This is a genomic window from Woronichinia naegeliana WA131 (assembly GCA_025370055.1).
Taxonomy (GTDB): domain Bacteria; phylum Cyanobacteriota; class Cyanobacteriia; order Cyanobacteriales; family Microcystaceae; genus Woronichinia; species Woronichinia naegeliana.
The window spans coordinates 6,845,714-6,865,814 of the sequence record CP073041.1 but is presented as its reverse complement, the minus strand read 5'-3'; the positions used below and the strand labels follow the sequence as shown (position 1 = coordinate 6,865,814).

At 43.0% G+C, this 20,101-nt stretch carries 18 protein-coding genes and 1 pseudogene; 6 read left to right on the top strand and 13 right to left on the bottom strand.

Annotated elements, in window-relative coordinates; genetic code table 11:
• Positions 1-34: 34 nt before the first annotated feature.
• The 3 genes from KA717_34955 to KA717_34945 all read right to left on the bottom strand — a co-directional run bounded on the left by KA717_34955 (position 35) and on the right by KA717_34945 (position 3,328).
• A complete protein-coding gene (locus KA717_34955; GenBank protein ID UXE60658.1) occupies positions 35-385 on the bottom strand; it encodes a hypothetical protein in 351 nt (116 codons plus the stop codon).
• Positions 386-406: 21 nt separating this feature from the next.
• Positions 407-1,306, bottom strand: a complete 900-nt coding sequence (gene rfbD / locus KA717_34950) for a dTDP-4-dehydrorhamnose reductase (GenBank protein ID UXE60657.1) — start codon at positions 1,304-1,306, stop codon at positions 407-409.
• A gap of 75 nt (positions 1,307-1,381) precedes the next feature.
• On the bottom strand, positions 1,382-3,328 hold the full coding sequence (locus KA717_34945; protein UXE60656.1) for a serine/threonine phosphatase: 1,947 nt from the start codon (positions 3,326-3,328) through the stop codon (positions 1,382-1,384).
• Positions 3,329-3,614: 286 nt separating this feature from the next.
• Here KA717_34945 and KA717_34940 point away from each other — a divergent pair, with 286 nt between their 5' ends.
• The gene (locus tag KA717_34940) at positions 3,615-4,196 is read left to right on the top strand and encodes a glyoxalase-like domain protein (GenBank protein UXE60655.1); all 582 of its coding nucleotides are present in this window, start codon (positions 3,615-3,617) and stop codon (positions 4,194-4,196) included.
• Between the two features lie 10 nt (positions 4,197-4,206).
• On the opposite strand, the gene glyS is transcribed toward KA717_34940, so the two are convergent.
• Positions 4,207-6,351, bottom strand: a complete 2,145-nt coding sequence (gene glyS / locus KA717_34935) for a glycine--tRNA ligase subunit beta (protein ID UXE60654.1) — start codon at positions 6,349-6,351, stop codon at positions 4,207-4,209.
• Positions 6,352-6,557: 206 nt separating this feature from the next.
• On the opposite strand from glyS, the gene KA717_34930 reads away from it, so the two are divergent.
• Positions 6,558-8,438, top strand: coding sequence for a PAS domain S-box protein (locus KA717_34930; GenBank protein UXE60653.1), 1,881 nt, complete (start codon positions 6,558-6,560; stop codon positions 8,436-8,438).
• A gap of 104 nt (positions 8,439-8,542) precedes the next feature.
• Here the strand turns inward: KA717_34930 and KA717_34925 are convergent, their stop codons facing one another.
• The 8 genes from KA717_34925 to KA717_34890 form a co-directional block, all read right to left on the bottom strand.
• Positions 8,543-8,950: a hypothetical protein gene (locus KA717_34925; GenBank protein UXE60652.1), complete on the bottom strand. Its 408-nt coding sequence runs from the start codon at positions 8,948-8,950 to the stop codon at positions 8,543-8,545.
• Positions 8,951-8,978: 28 nt separating this feature from the next.
• Positions 8,979-9,881, bottom strand: a complete 903-nt coding sequence (locus KA717_34920) for an ABC transporter ATP-binding protein (protein ID UXE60651.1) — start codon at positions 9,879-9,881, stop codon at positions 8,979-8,981.
• Between the two features lie 60 nt (positions 9,882-9,941).
• Positions 9,942-10,718: an ABC transporter permease gene (locus KA717_34915; protein ID UXE60650.1), complete on the bottom strand. Its 777-nt coding sequence runs from the start codon at positions 10,716-10,718 to the stop codon at positions 9,942-9,944.
• Between the two features lie 14 nt (positions 10,719-10,732).
• The gene (locus KA717_34910; GenBank protein ID UXE60649.1) at positions 10,733-11,272 is read right to left on the bottom strand and encodes a GIY-YIG nuclease family protein; all 540 of its coding nucleotides are present in this window, start codon (positions 11,270-11,272) and stop codon (positions 10,733-10,735) included.
• A 23-nt stretch (positions 11,273-11,295) separates the two neighbouring features.
• A complete protein-coding gene (locus KA717_34905; protein UXE60648.1) occupies positions 11,296-11,970 on the bottom strand; it encodes a DUF1361 domain-containing protein in 675 nt (224 codons plus the stop codon).
• Positions 11,971-12,019: 49 nt separating this feature from the next.
• Positions 12,020-12,397: a Lin0512 family protein gene (locus KA717_34900; protein ID UXE60647.1), complete on the bottom strand. Its 378-nt coding sequence runs from the start codon at positions 12,395-12,397 to the stop codon at positions 12,020-12,022.
• A 73-nt stretch (positions 12,398-12,470) separates the two neighbouring features.
• Positions 12,471-14,705, bottom strand: a complete 2,235-nt coding sequence (locus KA717_34895; GenBank protein UXE60646.1) for a PBP1A family penicillin-binding protein — start codon at positions 14,703-14,705, stop codon at positions 12,471-12,473.
• Positions 14,706-14,823: 118 nt separating this feature from the next.
• Positions 14,824-15,636, bottom strand: coding sequence for a phytoene/squalene synthase family protein (locus KA717_34890; GenBank protein UXE60645.1), 813 nt, complete (start codon positions 15,634-15,636; stop codon positions 14,824-14,826).
• Positions 15,637-15,970: 334 nt separating this feature from the next.
• On the opposite strand from KA717_34890, the gene nadC reads away from it, so the two are divergent.
• The 4 genes from nadC to KA717_34870 all read left to right on the top strand — a co-directional run bounded on the left by nadC (position 15,971) and on the right by KA717_34870 (position 19,209).
• Complete coding sequence (gene nadC / locus KA717_34885; GenBank protein ID UXE60644.1) at positions 15,971-16,828, top strand: carboxylating nicotinate-nucleotide diphosphorylase; 858 nt, start codon at positions 15,971-15,973, stop codon at positions 16,826-16,828.
• Positions 16,829-16,942: 114 nt separating this feature from the next.
• Positions 16,943-18,151 carry a hypothetical protein gene (locus KA717_34880; GenBank protein ID UXE60643.1) on the top strand — a complete coding sequence of 403 codons (1,209 nt, stop codon included), beginning with the start codon at positions 16,943-16,945 and terminating at the stop codon, positions 18,149-18,151.
• Positions 18,152-18,206: 55 nt separating this feature from the next.
• Positions 18,207-18,971 (top strand): twin-arginine translocase subunit TatC, encoded by a 765-nt coding sequence (tatC, locus tag KA717_34875; protein ID UXE64867.1) that lies wholly within the window; start codon positions 18,207-18,209, stop codon positions 18,969-18,971.
• Positions 18,972-18,996: 25 nt separating this feature from the next.
• Positions 18,997-19,209, top strand: coding sequence for a hypothetical protein (locus tag KA717_34870; protein UXE60642.1), 213 nt, complete (start codon positions 18,997-18,999; stop codon positions 19,207-19,209).
• Between the two features lie 70 nt (positions 19,210-19,279).
• Here KA717_34870 and KA717_34865 read toward each other — a convergent pair.
• Positions 19,280-19,642 (bottom strand): annotated as a pseudogene (locus tag KA717_34865) (DUF4277 domain-containing protein).
• Positions 19,643-20,101 lie beyond the last annotated feature (459 nt).

Here is a 20,101-nt window from a genome sequence, read left to right as displayed (position 1 = left end):
ATGCTTAATTTTCTCGTTTTCTTCACTATATCCCTTACTGTTTAGAAATACATTGCTTTAATTCATCTTTTTGTGCAGGAGAAAGCATCCTGATTAATTGTTCAAATTTGGCCTTTTTATCTTCAGAAGATTTCTTCAGTTGTATTAACTGCATTTTCTGTTGACGACTCAGATCAAGTTGTTTTATGCACTCTTGTTTATTCGTCATGTTGCCTTGACCAGAGGCAGCAGGTGTTTGGTCTTGAGAAAAGGCTGGATGAGTAGTGCCCCAGAGAATGAAAGAAGTTAGGGCGATCGCACTTAAAGCAGCTAGAAAAACCTTGGAATTGTTCATAAAAATAGTTGATGTTTGCCAGTGATGTTTAACAGTAAAGTATTCTAACACAAACTAACAAGATTCTGTCTTTTAAAATAGTTCATGGTTTTGTCCCAGCTTTAATATTTTCCGCAAAGAATCACGCCAATAGGGAGGATAATAACCGAGAGTTTGACTAACTTTTTGTCCTGATAATACCGAGTAAGACGGACGGATTGCTGGAGTCGGGTAGTCGGCAGTAGTAATCGGAATAACTTGTTTAATTTTAAGCGGAATATTAATCGCTTTTGCCTCTTCAAAAATAGCAACAGCAAAGTCAAACCAACTAGCCACACCGCTATTAGTAAAGTGATAAATACCCTTGATTTTACCTTCTTCTAACTGGGGACAGAGAGCCGCGATCGCCGTTGCAATATCTAGGGCGGCGGTGGGACTCCCAATCTGATCGGCTACCACTCGAATTTCCTCTCGACTCTGACCAAGGCGTAACATGGTTTTGACAAAATTGCCTTTGCCATACAGTCCATAAACCCAAGCGGTTCGGAGAATGAGATAATTGTCCATTGCCCCTTGAATACCCATTTCTCCGGCTAATTTACTTTGTCCATAAACACTGAGAGGATGGGGAGAATCACTGTCTAAATAGGGTGTACTTTTTGTGCCATCAAACACATAATCCGTAGAAATATGTAATAGCCAAGCCCCTAATGTTTGGGCAATTTCTGCCATAATTTGCGGCGCAATGCCATTAATTGCCTGGGCTAGATCGGGTTCCTTTTCGGCTTGATCTACCGCCGTATAGGCAGCCGCATTAATAATACCCTGGGGTTTTAGATCTCGAATCGTTTGGCGAAGAATTTCTCCTTGACTTAAATCTATCTGTTGACGAGTGAGGGGAATAACTTCTCCTAAATTGACAAGCGTTTGACGCAATTCCTGACCGACTTGACCATCGGCTCCGATTAATAATAGGTTTGGAGTATTTGTCATAGGAGGGATTGTTTAAATACTATTATCAAGAATTATGGCAAGCATTATTCTGAATGGCAATATTGATGAGAGATATCACCAAACATCAATCGGAATTTTGGGACGAACTTTAAGACGAATTAATACTCCAGTTAAGTTATCATGACCATTGTACTCATTGGAAAACTCCATTAGTTTTCGCAATCCCCTGTCAATATCCTGACTAGAACTGAGTAAGGGTAATAATTTACTTTCCCAATTAGCTTCTAGTAAGTCATTGTCGGAAATGCCATCGGAACAGAGTAGCAATAATGTATCTTCTTCAATCTCTAAAAAACGAATATCGGGTTGAACATATTGACTATCATGGGGCCCCAAAGCCTGAGTCAATTGATAGGCATCGGGTCGAGAATAGGCAATCTTCGGATCAAGGCCATTTTGAATCGCCTGTTGGCCCACTTCATGATCTACTGTTAATTGTTCTAGACCCCCTTTGCGGGTGACACGATAAATGCGACTATCTCCCACATGGGCGATCGCGACTTTAGTATTTTGGACAAGAGCCATAACCAGGGTAGTTCCCATCCGACCACTGCCTGAACTTGCATTTTTTTGGTTAGTGTCGTAAATAACTTCATTGGCTAATAAAATCCCTTCCGCAATAACATTGGCACTGGGAAATTGCGCTTGCCAATGCTCATTAAAAAAGGCTTGTAAGGTATTAACTGCCATGTGACTGGCGACTTCTCCCGCCGAGTGACCTCCCATGCCATCACAGACGACATAAATACCCTTTGCCTGTACACTTTTGCCCTGATTATTGCGTTGCGTTTCAACAAAGGTGGTCAAGCCAAAGTAATCCTCATTGTGGGGGCGTTGTTTGCCACGATCAGTGTAGCCCGAATCACTCAAGCTAATCAACTGCATCTGTAAAACAGCCGTGGAAGCATCATCAATTTCTGCACCATCGGCTAGATTGGCATCGGGTAAAGTACTTTGGGGTGTACTCGGTGGCCCATCATCCTCTAACATCTCCGTCTCAAATACTGGAAATACTTCATCGGCAAGAGTTGCTGGTGCATTTAATTGCTGTCCTAGTTCTTCCAGACGACTTTTAAACTCTGCGATCGCCGCAATTTTCCCCTGACCCACTTCTTCGAGTACAGCTATGAGGGATTCTAGGGGATGTTCTTGGGTCTTTGTTAACCAGTCCTGCCACTGTTGCCCCAATTGCGAGAGAGAAGGAGGCGGATCGACATCAGGAAATAATTGTTGAATCGCTAGGTTCTGATCCTCGTCGATGTAAATATTGGTCGGCATTAAAAGACTCTGGAGACAGTGCAAATCGGCCAGTGATTGCCACAGTATCACCATTTGGTTTAGCCAAAAAATAAGTTGCAGGGGAGGGATCGCTTCCTGTTCTAACAGTTCAATTAAATGGGGCCAGGATTGTCGGTCAGCCAGCAGCACATACTCATTATTTTCTTCACACCAAGCATCATAAACATCAGGAATCGTCGGATAGAGATCTCTTAACTTAAAGTAGGGAAAGGCTAACTCTGGTAGAGCTAAGGTTTGCCAGGTAGGATCATCATTGCTGCTTTGTAGTTCTGGCAGACGGGCTAAAAACTCATTGTGTTGGGATAATAGAATTTTCAGAATGGAGGGTTGCAAGGGTTGACAATCGACGACCTTGGCTAAAAAATATCGACCATCAGCCGTATGATCACCCATAACTTGCCAGTCTCCCTGTTCTTTTTCTAAGTCATTACGTTTCAAAAGACGATAACGTTGGCCAATATCGACACAATCTTCATATAGCTCAGGATATTTAATTGACTCATCCCCATCAGACAATTTTTGATAGAGCAATAGGTATAAAACTTTTCCCGTCACCGCACCACAGTTAGGGCAAGTTGCCTCGCTCAGTAAGACGCTAGTATCGCAATCAGGACAGGATTGATGGGTTAGGGAGTTTCCACATTTCTGACAAAAGTTATTGCGGTTAGGGTTTTCCGAATGGCATTGAGGACAAATAAGCATAGGTCAGGGGCAGGTCGCACTTAGAATCTACCAGATTACAATCGTTGTCTTCCTTGAAGTGAGTTGTCTAGGACTTGCTGGGTCTTGTTCGTTATTCTCATCTTAAGCCATCATTTACTTCTAGAAGAAAAACATTGACAAACGTTCAGGAAAAAAGATTTGAAGACTTCGGATAGCCGCGGTCACGAAGTGTGCATTCGACATCGCCGTGTTCAAAGTGTTAATAAGCCGTTACAATAAACAAAAAATTTAACAGACAAGCTCTGGGATAGAGCGATCAATACTAATGATCAATGAACTAAGTGAAACCCTAATCTCCTGGCCACTGTTTGGAGCCTTCCTACCGATGGACAGCGTTTTTTCCACCCAGGGAATCATGGTCATGCTATTGGCGGCCTATGCGTTGGCCATGTGGATGTTCCTGACTAGTGCGCCCAAAGTTCATACGGTCATGGTGTCGGATTTAGAAGTCGCCCGTCAATTCTATGAAGGATTATTAGAACTGAATGTCGCTGACGTTCCTTTGCACTATTACTATAACTACGAACAAACCCTAGGTACAGCAGGGCTGGATTCGTTCTATATGGCAAGCAGTTCTCCGGCTGCACCAGCCACCCGCTTTAGTCAAAATGAAGGTTTGTGGTATCAACTCAAGAAAAACACCCAACTTCATATTATTGGGGGAGCCAGTTTTGGCAGCAAAGATCGACAACGCCATGTCTGCTTTGACCATGACTGTTTGGAACAGATTTTGTTAAGAGTTCAGTCTCGACGTTTACGTTATAAGATTCGCCGCGAGAAACCGCTCAATTTCCTGGTCAAGGATTTGGAAGGACGAGTCATTGAGATGGCTGAAGTCAATAATTAAATGAATCGCCTTACTCTTTGACGATCGCGCCAAAGTCGGCCAATACCCTGGCATGATTGCGAAGTAAACCCAGGAGATTTAAGCGATTTTGACGAATTTCAGGGTTGTTATCCATCACTAAAACACTATCGGCTCCATCAAAAAAGTCGGCTACTGTGGGTGCGATTCCAGCCAGGGCATCCACTAAGGCTTGATAGTGGCGATCGCGTTGAGCCGTTTGGGTAATGGGTAACAGGGGAATGAGAGCCTGATAAAAAGCTGACTCGGATTTTTTCTCAAATAAACGGGGATTAATGACCGATTCGGGGTTAAGAATGGCCGTATCTAAGTTCCCCTTAATGGCTAAACGAGCAGCACGATTCACCGTTTCATAGATAGAAGCTAATCGACCATTATTCCGCATTTGTTGCAGAAATTGGGCGCGATCGCGGACATCCAATAAATCTCGTAATGCCCGATTCGTATAGTCGAGATCATTGTCGCCTAATACTGCTTTAACCAGATCGTAATCAATCCCTAATTCATCGGTGAGCAAGGTTTGTAACCGTTGCATAAAAAAGGTTTTCAGATCCTCCAAAGGAGAATTTTTATCAGCATGGGCTGTCAGAAAAGCTTTGCTTCCCTGCACCAACAATTGCCCCAAATTAATATTCAAATGGGCAAACCAGGTAATATTAATCACCGCATTGGCCGCCCGTCGCAAAGCAAAAGGATCGGAAGAACCAGTGGGCAACAAACCTAAACCGAAAATGCTAATTAAAGTATCGAGGCGATCGCTCAGTCCGACCACCTGACCCGTCAAGGATTGAGGCAAAGGATCTTCAATATTGCGCGGTAAATAATGTTCAAAAATCCCCTGGGCCACTGAAGCGGATTCCCCACTCACGAGAGCATATTTCTGGCCCATCACGCCTTGTAATTCAGGAAATTCATAGACCATTTGAGTGACCAGATCGGCTTTACAAAGCATGGCCGTACTTTCAATGTCATTGCGCTGTTGTTCCGTCACCTGTAATTGATCGGCAATTTGTTGAGCCATGTCCATAATGCGATCCACCTTATCGCGCATGGTTCCCAACTCTTCTTGGAACGTAACGGTTTCCAATTGTGGCAAATAATTATCCAAAGATTGATCACAATCACCGCGATAGAAAAATTGAGCATCGGCTAATCGAGCGCGAATCACCCTCGCATTTCCCTCGGCAATGACCTGGGCTTTTTGGGGATCGCCGTTGGCAATGGTAATAAAATTGGCAAACAAACTACCATCTGCTTTTTTGATCGGGAAATAGCGTTGATGCGTCACCATCACGGTGGTAATCACTTCTGGCGGCAAGTTTAAAAACTGATCATCAAATTCTCCTAATACTGCCGTTGGATATTCCACCAAATTGACCACTTCAGCTAATAAATCTTCGTAGATTTCAGCTTTTCCCTGTAAAGATTTCGCCTGAGTTTGTATTTGTTTCTCAATGCTTTGACGACGTTCCTGGGGATCTACAATTACCGCCGCTTGACGCAATTCTGCCTGATAATTTGGGGCTTGGCTGATTAGAACTTCCCCTGGGTGCAAAATCCGATGGCCTCTAGAGCGGCGATCGCTGTTGACAGTGGTGGAACCATTACTCAGACTCAAGGGTAAAACCCGATCATCTAACAGAGCCACCAACCAACGAATGGGACGCGGAAAGCGAAAATCGCCATCTCCCCAGCGCATAAAACGTCGCCCTTCTAAACCCGTTAGCCAGCTAAAAACTAAGTCTGGTAATAGTGCTTGGGTTGCTAGACCTGGAATTTGCTTCTGAACAAAAATAAAATCTCCCTTCTCCGTTGTCCGAATTTCTAAATCTGAGATCTCAACACCCTGTTTCTTGGCAAAGCCGATCGCGGCTGGGGTAGGTTGACCCTCTTTGAAGGCTGAGGCCACTGGTGGCCCCTTGAGGAGTTCTTCGCGATCGCTTTGTTGAGACGGTAATCCCTCAATAACAACGGCTAATCGTCGTGGCGTACCGTAAACCTGAATCGTTTGAGGAGTTAAAAGATTTTCTGCTAGGCTGTGGGGAATGCGTTGCTGCCATTGGGCGATCGCGCTGGCTACAAAGTCAGCAGGTAGTTCTTCTGTGCCAATTTCGAGCAGAAAGGAATGATTGATCATACAAAAAGGGGTTGTGGGGTTTAATCTCAAAAAACCCGCCCTCGCATTTTACCAAACTCTAGACCTTAGAAGTGTTTTAATTAAATTAAGATTAAACTATTTTTGTGGCATGGATTTCGATTTCAAGCCTTTTTGACTTACTCTTTATGTCTAGTCTGTCTAGCCTGATCCCCGATCAGCCTCTAAAGTCCACGGTTACTATTTTAATGATCGATCATTCTAAGCAAGATCGTTGTACCTATGCTGACTACCTACAGGCAGATGAAACCACCCAGTATCACCTTTTGATGGCAGATAGCCTAGAAGCAGGGCAGGCAATTTGGCGATTACAACAGCCTGATGTGGTCTTGGTTAATGTGGATTTACCCGATGGCAATGGTTTGTTTTTTTTGGAGATGATGGCTCCTGAAAGTTTTATTCAAAAATTGCCAGTTATTGTCTTAATGGAGCAGCGCAATGAGCAGACAATTATTCAGGCAATGAAATTAGGGGCGATGGATTATTTAATCAAGGAGGAAATTACTGCCTTTTTTCTATGCCATAGTGTTAATCGGTTAGTCTATCGCTACGAGTTAGAACGAGAAAATCGAAAATTGACCGATCGCCTGGAACTGGCTCTTAAATCTTCTCATATTGGTATTTGGGACTGGAATATTGACACCAATGAACTAATTTGGGACAAGAGCAACTGTGAGCTTTATGGAATTTTTCCCGCCGACTTTCAAGGCTATAAAACCTGGGAAAAACGGGTTCATCCGGAAGATTTACCTTTGATCAATCAAGCTGTCCAAAAGAGTTTAACGGGAGATCAAGAACTGGTTGTTGAGTTTAGAGTCATCTGGCCAAATAAGACAGTTCGTTATTTAAAAGGCTATGCTTTAGTACAGAGAAATGCCGAGGGAGATCCCCAACGAATGATTGGGACTAATTTTGATATTACAGATATTAAACAGGCAGAAGAAGATCTCCGTCGTAGCGAAAAAATCTTTCGTCAATTGTTTGAAGAAATTCCCATTGGTATTGCGATGGTAGAAGCGAATATTGAGCGATTTTATCAAGTCAATCGTACCTTGTGTGAAATGCTAGGTTATAGTCATCAGGAATTACTGCAATTAAACTTCAATGAGATTACTCATCCCGAGGATCTGGCTCTTGAAGCACCGTTGGCTGCTCAGGCGATTGCCGGAGAAATTACTAGTTATCAAATTGAGAAACGCTATCGCAAGAAAAATGGGGAATACTTTTGGGGACAGTTAAAGACAACTACCATTCGAGGAACGAAAGGAGAGCTACTCTATGGCATTGGCATGGTGGAAGATATTACAAACCGCAAACAGGTAGAAATCAAAATGCAAGTGTCCTTGGAGCAGGAGAAGAAATTAAATAATTTGCGATCGCATTTTATTACCATGGCATCCCATGAATTTCGTACCCCTCTGACGATCATTTATTCCGCAACGGCTCTTGTAAAAAAATACAGCGATCGCCTAACGGCTGAAAAAAAGGAGGAACATCTTACCAATATTATCAAAACGGTACAATACATGACCAAGATTTTAGATGATATGTTAATGATTAATTCCGTTGATAATGAAAAAATTCAATTTACCCCTGAACCGACAGATGTTATTGGCTTCTGTGAGAATCTGAAACAATCTCTAGAAACCAAAGGTCATCACCACATTCATTTTTCTTGGCAGTTAGAGCAATCCACACAACACCCAAGCACGAGATTAATCGCCTCCTTTGATCCCTATTTACTCAGACAAACTTTAGAAAATATTCTGAGCAATGCTATTAAATATTCTCCCCAACAGAATTCTGTTGAATTTTATTTTACTCAAGAACCAAACTATCTTATTTTTCAAATTAGCGATCGCGGTATTGGCATTCCTGAAGAAGATTGGGAAGACTTATTTCAACCCTTTCATCGCGGCTCCAATGTGGGCAATATTACAGGAGTTGGTCTGGGCTTAGTCATTATCCAGCGATGTTTAAGTTTGCATGGAGGGCAACTTAATTTTAAGAGTCAAATAGGAGAAGGAACCACAGTAACTGTCCGCATTCCCCAGGAAAGAATACCCTAATTGTTGCCACTAAGCTACTCAATGAAAAATATAGATAAGGGTTTTAAACCCCTTATGATCAAGCTTTCGGAATAGGTGACTGTACTACCTAAATTCATGACAGATTACTCGCCCCAAAAAGGAGCAATTTTTTCAACAAAAGAAAGAGCGGCTAATTGTAAAAGTACCTCGCGCCATTGAGGTTGATGGGTGCTGCCGATGCAGAGATACTGATCCTTCTGGCAACCAATCCGACCAGGACTGCGGGAATAAATCAGGCTGGGATCAATTTTTTGTACTGTTGCTAGGGACTTAGCCTGGGCTGGAATACAAAATTCATAGTTCATTGCTCTTAAACTAGTGGCATCTCCGATTAATCCCGCTTCGGAAATCATGGATAGGTCAAAGGTAATTTTATCAGTGCCGTTTTCAGCTAATACAGGATTGAGCAGGTTAAGAGATAAGGTAATTGTCAAGAGAGAGGAGAAGGGGAGGAGAGAGGAGAAATAGGTAGATAAAAAGTATTGTTTCATAACCCGTTTTAAAAAATTGGTTCGCCTTTTAGGGTAGCGTTTGAGCCTGGGTAATTTCTAGATAAATGTGCTCTAATTGAACTGGCTGTCGGGCGATCGCCACAATGGGAATACCGTCAAAGGCGACTAAAACTTCCCGTAATTCCAAGGGTTCAGGCAACCAAAAAGCTAAGTTTCCTCGATAACGACGATGGCGATAACCCAGGCTTTTGGCCCGCTCTAAGATCTGCTTTTCTGCTGTGGTTTCAATGGTTAGAATTTCTTTGGCTGGAATTAATTGTTGCAGTTCCGCTAAACTTCCCTGGCTTAAAATTTTACCCGCTTTTAAAATACCCAGGCGATCGCAAAGACGTTCAGCTTCATCTAATAAGTGAGTGGTTAACAGAATAGTCATCCCCTCCTGTTTAAGGTTTTGAATTAATTGCCACAGATCATAACGGGCTTCGATATCCAATCCAGTGGTCGGTTCATCTAGGATTAATAATTTGGGTTGATGTACAAGGGCGATCGCCATATTTAAACGGCGTTGCATTCCACCACTGAGTTTTTCGACAGGAGTTTTCGCTCGGTCTAATAAGTTAACTGCTTGCAAACAAAATTCCAAGCGATGACGACGTTCCTGGGCAGATAAGCCATAAATTTTAGCGAAGAAATCAAGATTTTCTTGACAAGTTAAAGTACGATAGAGAATATTTTCCTGGGGCGCAACCCCTAGCCATCGTTTTGTCATTTCTGAAACGGGCTTACCCTCAATCAAAATCTGCCCTTGATCCGGTTTCAGTAAATAACTAATTAAATTAATAATAGTCGTTTTGCCTGCTCCATTGGGGCCAAGTAAGCCATAAATCTCGCCTGCTTTAATATTGAAACTAAGCTGATCTAAAACTAAGCGATCGCCGTAATATTTGGAGACATTTTCAAGGGATAACATTGCTGATTGAGCGGGAAATTTTAACAAATTTTAACATTTCTAGCATTCATTCAATGATTATTATAACCGTCGTTCCCGTTCTAACATCTGTCGATAGGAAAACCAACCACCAATCACCATTAAAACGGAAAAAATGATTAAAAATTGGAGATGGGGCCATAAATCCTTTGCTGAATAACCGTTTGCCCAAACACCACTCAGAGCGGTAGTCATGTGATAAATGGGATTATAAACAGCGATCGCTTTCAAGGTCGGTGGAAAAATAGAAGCTGGGAAAAAAGCTCCTCCTAAAATTAATAAAGGCACACCAAAAGTAGCCACTAAAGCATTAACATCTTCGGTACGACGAGCTAATTGAGTTCCTAAGATAAAGCCAATCCCAACATAGGCAGCAATACTGAGAATAATAATGGTAATCCCTAAAGCAATAGAACCTCGAAATTGTGCGCCAAAGCTGACAGCAACGCTATAGACCAAAAGACCTTGACCGATGGCAATGACCGTATGGGCTAAAAAAATACCAAAAAAATAAGCAGTTCCTCGTAATGGCGAAATAAATAATCTTTTTAATGTATTTTGTTCCCGTTCAGAGACAATCGTGGCTACACTGCCGCCCACACAACTGAAGAATAGAGCGGCTCCAATTAAACTGGCAGGGGCAGCAAACTCCATTGCTTCGTTGAGAGGTAATCCTGATCGATCAGCAAAAATAAAGCCATTTAATAAGAGTACAGCAATCGGAAAAACGGCCCAAAAAATCAGGCTCCGTTTCCGTCTCATTAATTCTCTTAAAATGCGTTGGGCGATCGCCCCAATCTCTCGACAATATTGCTGCATTCTGGTTATTTCAATTATTTTAAGTCGAGTAAGCCTTTTTCTTTAAGCTTGGGATTGAAACGAATTTCTATATTCACGCCTCTTTGTTTAAGTTGTTCCAGAATTTCGGCTTCCACTCGACGGGCGATCGTTTTTAATAATTTCACTTGCCCTAATTCATCGGTTTGCAGATAGGTGTTTTTTTCGTCTTCTGTCATCGTTAACTTGGCATCAATAGGATCTGTCCAAGCTTTTTCTGTCTCCCCATTTCCCGACAGTAAACTCCCATTTTCGTTAAGCCACTGTTGACGAATATTTTCTAACATCGTGCGGTTAGGTTTTTCAATGGTTTGAACTTTGAGCCAGTAACAATATTGGGGTTTTCTGACGAGATTCTGTTTGAGGCTGGCATAAATATCTCGTGAATAGGCAACTAATTGTAAGTTTTTTTCCTGATCAAAGATAGCATAAACGCCAATTTTTCCTTGCCAAGTCTCATCAAGGTTGCCGTCCTCTGTTAAGTAGGGAATAAAATTTAAACCCTGTAGATTTGGAATCTGGTTTTCTGTGGTCATGCGTTATACCTTTTTAGAATTGCCTATTTCTTTATTTTATCCTGAGAGGGAAAGCGATCGCCTTGTCGTCGGTTAGCTTGATGGGCTTGGTAGCGTAATACTAAACCGAGATTAATTTGTTTGGTGAGCCAATATAAAGGTGTTAATATTAAAAAAGTTACGATAGTCGCTAGAATCGGCTGCTTATGAGAGAGACTTTGGGCCAAACTCTGAGCTAAACCATCGGGATCGGTGATGAAATCCCAACTGTTAAAGCGTAAAAAACGCCCCAAATAAATTCCTATTGCCGAGAGAAGATGACTGAGGAGTTCAACGGGAAGAATAAAGCGTTCTTGATCTCTCCGCTCCAAATAATATCCCAAATTTAAAAGCGACATAACATAGCATTGGAGTCCCGATAGTAAAAAGAGAAAATATTGTGGGGTTAGGGTAAAAATAACGACACTTTCAGGAACATCCAGACGAGCAATCTTAACATAGTGAATAATGTCTGTCAGAATATAGGGCGCGTTGGGTAAAAAGGCGACAAAAATAGCAAAAATTAGCCACCAAAATATTGAACGGCGTTCGGCCATCCGAAATAACCAAACACTTAAAACGAGAGGAATAACAGCTAGGAATAAATTCCAAGCCATTAATAAATAACTGGTTCTCAGTACTCGCCAGGAAATATCAAACCACCAATACAATAAATCCATTCTGATTACAAATCCTTTAAAGATCTATGCTGTCTAAATTTAATTTAAGCTAAGTAATTTTTTCATCCATTTCAACCCATACCGTGACAGCCGCCACCGCAATCAACATTTCATCATTTTTGTCGACTAATTCAGCGATCGCTCTACCAGGGACAACCATGCCACCCGTTTCTAGGTTTAGGCTTTTTTTGCCAAAGGGTAAGACTGCCAACACCTCTTCCGAACGAACCGCTTCAGGATAGGGAACCGCCACTTGCACCTCGACAATCATTTCATTGGGATGACTCAAACCAGCCACTTCCCAGATACCCAACAGTGCATTATGGGCGATCGCATTACGAACAGCACGAGCCGCAGCTACCGTTGGGTCTTGACCATGTTGATCAATGCCCATACCCATCTCAATAATGAAGCGTTTACGAGTCATGTCTGGTTAGCTCAAAACAAAGACAATTTATTGTAACTTGATCAGTCTTTTCCCAGAGAGTTTTGAGGTTCTCTTAATAGAGAAGAGACTTCATGTAAGTTCCCCACAGACTAGCGGCCTGAACACTACTACTGCGCGTCGGTGTATTATCATCATTGCCTAGCCAAATACCTGTCACCCGATTCATCTGGGGAACAAAGCCAATAAACCACAGATCAACCCCCTTGTTCGTGGTTCCTGTTTTACCGGCGGCTCCGGCGACTGTATTGGCAGACCGTCCCGTTCCAGATGTCACTGCATTTCTGAGCATTCCCGCCATTGTATTAGCAATATTTTGAGGAATGACTTGGCGTTGACCGTCTTGATCCGGATTAAATTCGTAGATTAGGCGACAGGTTTGGGGCTGGTCATAATTTTGACAATCTCCCCCGTCCAAAATACGACGAATGGCGTGGGGTTTATTCCACCTTCCTTGATTGGCGATCGCGCCATAGGCTCCTGTCATTTCTAACACCGTTGTCTCACTTTGCCCTAGGACTAAACCAGGGGAAGCATTTAAAGTTGAGCGAATACCTAAACGTTCTGCCAGGTTAACAATATTGTCCAGTCCCACCCGTTGAGCCACTCGCAAGGCCACCGCATTTTCTGACTGAGCCAAACCGTGAGTCATGGTAATCTCGCCCTGACTGCGTTCACAGCCTTTAAATGCTTGCCCCTGCCAAAACAGAGCCTTACAGGAAAAAATGCTACTGGCAGAAATTCCCTGTTCTAGGGCTGCTGTATAGGTAAAAAGTTTAAAGGTTGAACCTGGCTGTCGTTTAGCCTGGGTGACACGATTATATTGACTTTTTTGATAATTCGCACCGCCGACTAGAGCCACTATTTCACCATTATTACTGTTAAGCGTTACTAATGCTCCTTGGGAATAGTGAAACTGGGAACCCTTGGTGGCAATATTTTGTTTTAGGGCTTGTTCCGCTTTTTTTTGAGTCTTGATATCCAGACCACTTTCCACAATAAAATTGCCTTCCTTGGCGATTTCTTCCCCTAATAATTGTTGTAGTTCACTAAAAACATAGCTATAAAAATAAGGGGCAATCAGTTTCGACAAAGATTGACGGGCCTTGGGACTGACTTCAATCCGCGATCGCCTGGCTCGATTGCCTTCCTGTTCACTAATCATGCCCTGGGAAACCATGCGTTTAATAACGCGATCGCGAAACTGAACTGAAGTATCGTAATCTTGGACAGGATTATAAAGATTAGGGGCGGGTAACATGGCCACCAAAGTTGCCGCTTCGGAAATGGTTAAATTTTTGGCTGATTTATCAAAATAAAATTGAGAAGCATCTTCAAAACCATAATTTCCGGCTCCCAGATAAACACGATTTAAATAGGCTTTGAGAATATCATCTTTGCTATAAACGGCCTCCAACTTGAGAGCCACTACCATTTCTCGCAGTTTCCGCATCGCTGTATTTTCCCGTCCCACTTCTGGAAATAAACTCCGGGCCAATTGTTGCGTTAAAGTGCTGGCTCCCTGCTGCATTCGGCCTTTACTATTAATCAAAATCGCCCGTAGAACACCGTAGGGATCAACCCCAAAATGCCAATAAAAACGGCTGTCCTCTGAGGCAATGACCGCTTTAGCGAGATAGGGAGAAAACTCTTTTAATTGTCGTAATTCGTGATGGGTTTCCTGTTTAACAGGGTTAAGGGGAGTCTTACCATCATTGGCATAAATGACAACGGGGCCAACAACCCCAGGCGGGAGCGGTTTGACTTGAATACCAGAACTGGCCCAGAAGATCCCCAAAGCCGCTAGTCCTGTTAGTAATCCCGTCCCATAAAGGCCGTAACGTAAACTTTTCAACCAAACCGGAGCAGGATTGTGGAAAGTAATTTCGGTGACATTTTCCAATTCTGGAGGCCCTAGACTAATCACATCTCCAGATTTTAAGACCAAAGATTGCAGCCGTTTTCTCCCCAGATAAATGCCATTCGTACTATCTTCGTCGCGGATCTCAAATTGGTTGGGATTCTGAGAACTACGATGCAGAGAACAATGGGTCTGACTGACAATGGGATTTTCAATCAGGATGTCGCAGGTGCGGGAACTCCGGCCAATAATGTAGCGATCGCCGAGCAGTGGATAGTCACGAGTCTTCGCCTGAGGTGTATCTTTAATTAAAAGTTTGGCAACCCTAGCCCCTTTTTTGATAGCAACCTTGGAGCTATGCCTGGCTAGTCGTTGAATCGCTTGGGTAACGAGTTGACTAAGAGGCTGTTGGGAGTAAGGTTGGGTCATAGGGGAGCCAGTTAAACCATTGTCAGTGATCCTAGCGCATGGATTACGGCCTTTAATGAGTACCTAGCCAGATTTTGAACTTTCCTCATTTTTTAAGGCTGATCAAGACGATAGAGAGCTAACGGGTCGCTTGGTTAACCAAAGCCATCACATCACTACGACTGAGCTTATCCTTGCCTAAGGCCAATACCTCTAGGGTTCCATAGGCTAGGGTTAGGGGAATCTTGCAAAAATTTTGAGCAGGCCCATTCGGCAGGGATTTAGTATATTGATCCGCCAGTTTTAAATTGCGACGCGCATACTGGTGCATATCCTCAACTCGCCAACCCTTCGGAAAAAAACTTACGCCCCGTTGCAAATCTTCCCGATAATTACGGACAATATTGACTGCCTGGAGACCTCGACCAAAACCGATCGCCTGGGTGCGATTTGTCTGAGTGCCATCGTGCCAAGCCCAGAGATCGGACAGCAGTAAACCCACGGCTCCCGCCACACTAAAGGTATATTGATCCAGATCCGCTTCCGTTTCAATTTCCCAGTTACTGGTTGACCAGTTAGCCATTCGATCCGCCATAGCTGCTGTAGCATCCCAAACCCTGGGTGCAATACTTTCTGGGGCTAACATGGCCCATTCACCCACCCGTAGGGTGACATCTGGCAAAACTCCCCGATAGATAGATAAACCGTAGGCAAAATCTTCTAAGGTGGAATGTTCTGTTGCGGCTTGGAGATTGAGGCTAATCTGGCGTAAAATCTTGGCTTTGGTGAAGTTATCAAGTTCTGAATGGTCTTCCACCTCATCAATGGCTCGCATACATAGGTAGGCCCCAGCCACAGCCTCTAACAATCCCGCCGGCAAAATACTAATGGGAATATAAAATGTCCGACTGGTTTCCTTCAAAACCTCTAGGGCATTATGACGCAGGTTCATTCACTTAACTCCTCACACCAAACTTATGCAATAGCATACACTTAACTTACAGAGAGATCCTAATTTGGGGTTACGAAGTTCCTGGAAATAACAGGAAGGCTTCGACAATGTATTAAATTCAACTAATTCCAGCAAACTTTTTTATCAAACAAGCAAATTAAGTACCCCTGACTTAGGCTGAAGCATGATCTTTAACCATCGGCGGCAAAGCAAGCTTATATCTTAATCGATTTCTGCCCTGGACGATGCTACCCAAGGAAAGAGATCAGTCTAGGAAATAGCGAAATGATTGCTATACAATGGCCAAAGGCTTTTTAATCGAGATTTTCCTGACATGGCGATTTTACCTCCCTGGCTTGTTCTAGATCCTTTATTAAACTCTTGGCTTCAGGAAGATATTGGTCGCGGCGATCGCTCTACCCAGGGATTACAGCTATCCAAACCAGGTAAGGCTGTCTGGGTTGCCAAGGAACGAGGCACGATCGCCGGTTTAACCTTAGCAGGACGGGTTTTTGGGTTACTGGATCACAGTACTATCTTTATTCCCCAGGTAGGAGAGGGAGAAATCGCAGAAAAGGGACAGGTCATTGCTGAAGTCACCGGACTGATGGATAGTCTATTGATGGGAGAACGGGTTGCCCTCAATTTAGTTATGCGGCTCAGTGGCATTGCAACCCTAACGCGCAAGTATGTGGAGGTTATTGCCGATCTTTCGACCAAATTAGTGGATACCCGTAAAACCACGCCTGGGCTCAGAATTTTAGAAAAATATGCGGTACAGGTGGGGGGGGCAACCAATCATCGTATGGGTCTGGATGATTCCGTCATGATTAAGGACAACCATATTCTAGCGGCCGGAGGGATTGCTCCCGCGATCGCCCAAATCCGTAGTTCTATTCCCTATCCTTTGACCATTGAGGTGGAAACGAGTAATTTTGTGGAAATTCAAGCGGCGATCGCGGCCAAGGTAGATATTATTATGCTGGACAATATGACCTTGGAAGATATGGCAAGAGCAGTACAATTGATACGGCGGGACAATCCCGAAATTTGTATCGAAGCCTCTGGCAATATTACCCTGGATAATTTGCGGTTAGTGGCCAAAACCGGCGTTGATTATATTTCCAGTAGTGCCCCGATTACTCGCTCTAACTGGCTAGATCTGAGCATGAAATTAATTCCTAATCCCTGATAGTCTCAAGATTTCTCTCCTATTTTTAAGCATTAATCTCTTCGGAAACTAAATTCAGAAAAATTTCATCCCTATATTCATCATTCACACCGCCCTAGCTCTCCTATCCGAAATATGAGTAACACTGATAACACTGACTTTTTTGCTATTTTTTCGTCGGGCAACGGAACTTCTGAGCCTTTACCTACAACCGTTGATCTCGTTGACCTAGAGAATTTAGAGAGCTATGGGGCGGATCAGCTAGATAGTTTTGAAGATTTGTTTGAAACCTTTGCTTTAGTGGATGCCGGAGAAGAATTGTCACACTTCATCCCCACTCTCCAATCTCCCCATTCCCCCCAATCCTCCCAGTCTCCCCAGTCCTCCCCATCTCCCCAATCCTCCCAGTCCGCCCAATCTCCTCTCCTTCCCCCCTTTCTCGTCGAATACCAGGGTCTCAGTCAAAAGCTTCAAGAACTGCAAGAAGCATTACGACAGGCTCAAAAACAATTAGAGAGTCAAGAGCGGCGATCGCTGAGTTGTGATGATTTGATTCAACAGCAAGCCGAGGAAATTAGCAAAAGTCGGGAACAGTTGACTCATACGGTGGCAGAAATTCAGGTTTATCAGCAAGAAGCTCAAAAACAACAATTGCAAATTGAAACCCTGGCTGAACAGTTGGCCCAATCCCAAAACCTTTTAGCTGAACGGGAAAGGGACTGTGTAAGGCTGCAAGAAAACTATCAAACCAGTCATCAGCAAGTCTTGCGAATGGACAAGCAAATGCAAGAATTACGCGCTCGTCTGCAACGTCAACAACGCTACGCCATGCAGTATAAGGCTGCTTTAGAGCAATGTTTGGCTACCCCGAATCTTAACCCCTCTTCTGATATCACAACGGCGATCGCTTCTTTTACAGGTAAAGCTGCCAGTATTCAACCCTGGTCAAAAGCAGGGACAGAAGAAGCGATGATTCCTCTCAAATCTGTTTTAGAAAACGTTTTAGTGGATGAGCATTTGACGGACAAGATTGCCAATCAGACTCCAAACAAAACCCCAGAGGTTGCCGAAATTTCAACCCCTGCTTCTACCCCAGAATCGGTTCCAGCGGCGATCTCTCCCCCATCCGTTACATCAGAAGTGGTCAAGTCTCAAGTTAGCGTACCCGCCCTACCGGAAATGAATGCACCCGTTCCCTTGCCAGAGGTTGCCCCCTCCTTACCGATTAGTTCATCCCCAAATTCTCAGTCCGACTCCCTCAGTTTTGCCATTCAGCCCCAGCGAGTAATTCGTAAATCGATTGATTTGCCCCGTTTTCGGCGGTTACCTATCCAGAATGCCTGAACGATTCTCTGAGTCCGATACAATATAGACTTGCAAACTTAATTTGCTGACAGATATGTCGTTACCAGACCTGGAAACTCCGATCGCTGATACGCCTGATGACTATCTCAATCAATTACCGGATGAGGTAGAAATGTCCCTCTTCGATCACCTCGAAGAACTGAGACTCCGAATTTTTTATTCTTTGGCGGCGATCGCCGTAGGTATGGTAATTTGCTTTTTAGGTGTCAAACCTTTAGTGCAGATCTTAGAACGACCAGCCGAGGGGGTTAAATTTTTGCAACTGGCCCCTGGAGAATTTTTCTTTGTTTCCCTGAAAGTGGCTGGTTATAGTGGAGCCTTGGTGGCGAGTCCTTTTATTCTCTACCAAATTATTCGGTTTGTCTTACCTGGCTTAACGCGACGAGAACGCCGATTATTGGGGCCAGTGGTTTTAGGATCGAGTTTGCTTTTTTGGGTCGGATTAGGGTTTGCCTATATTGCCCTCATTCCGGCTGCCCTGAATTTTTTTATTAGCTACGGAGCCGATGTTGTTGAACAACTTTGGTCAATTGATCGTTATTTTGAATTTGTCTTACTATTATTATTTAGTACGGGATTGGCGTTTCAAATTCCCGTTATTCAGTTGATTCTCGGTTATTTAGGCATTGTTTCCTCCCAGAAAATGCTCCAAGGCTGGCGTTACGTGGTGCTTGGTGGCGTGATTTTGGGAGCAGTTTTAACGCCTTCCACTGATCCATTAACCCAATCTTTATTAGCTGGAGCAGTCATTGGACTGTATTTTGGTGGGATTGGATTGGTTAAATTAACGGGTAAGTAAGCGATTTAAAAAGAGAACAAAACTAATGAGTAAACTAGAGGGGCCTCGATTTTACGATTTGTTTTGGAAAGTGGCCAGTATTGAAAAGCGAGTCACCCGCTTAGAGAATGCTTATCATCAATTGGATAACACCCTTGATCCTGAAGGTTGGATTGGGGAAGCTTTTAAGCTACAGGAAGAAGACCTGGAAACTATCAAGGCCGATTTTAAGAGATTATTTTGGCTTGATTTTCGATGAGTTGTTCACCGTTTTTGACAGTCAAGGCGAATTTTCTAGATTAAATGTATTTTTCATATCAACCGTTAAAAAACTTTTGCAAGAGGTCTATTGCTATTTTGATGAATAGAAGGCTTACACCATATTCGTATAATTGCTCTAATACCCTTCCTAGGCGGCTATCGTTTAAATATTCTGCTTTTATTCCTTTCCCCATTAGATGTTCTGTTGCTTTTCCCCTAAAAAATTCACTAAATAAGTACAAGGGAGCCGTCAGAAAACCCATACAGTTGATAATCATGGCTTTCACCACCTGACCTGCACTAACCTTTTCTTGCGAATGAGTCCCTAACTCTTTATCGATGATTTCTACTATTCCTATTTCGTCTATAATTCCTGCTATTATTCCCAAGTGGTCTATATCTTGAACATCTATTTGTATTTCTGGTTTCATTTTACCTACCTTAATTGCCTTTAGCTTAAAATAACATTTTTATGATTTTATTGGCTGAATCTGGGATCTAACTCCTGCCAGATAGGGAGTTTAGTCCCTTTTCCGGGTATCAACTTAAGGCGGGACAGCTTATCCTGAAAAGGTTTTAGCTTTCGTCCTATAGAGTAAGCCTTACAGCTATTTCCACTAGGCAAGACCCAGAGCAAGGTGTCCCATTTTACGCTGCTACCCCTTTTTCCCAGAAAATCAAGTTATGTAATGAGCCACAGGAACTTGAAGGATGCAGAACAAATGCTCGAAGTATTTTGTTATTTTTCACGAATTGGAATTAAAAATAAGTTAAATTCAACTATTTTATATACTTAAAGCCAAAAATACTAAATAGATTGTGGATTTCTAAAAGCCTTACTGGACAAGGCTTTCAAAAAATATTTAAATCGTCAAAATACCTGCGGAATG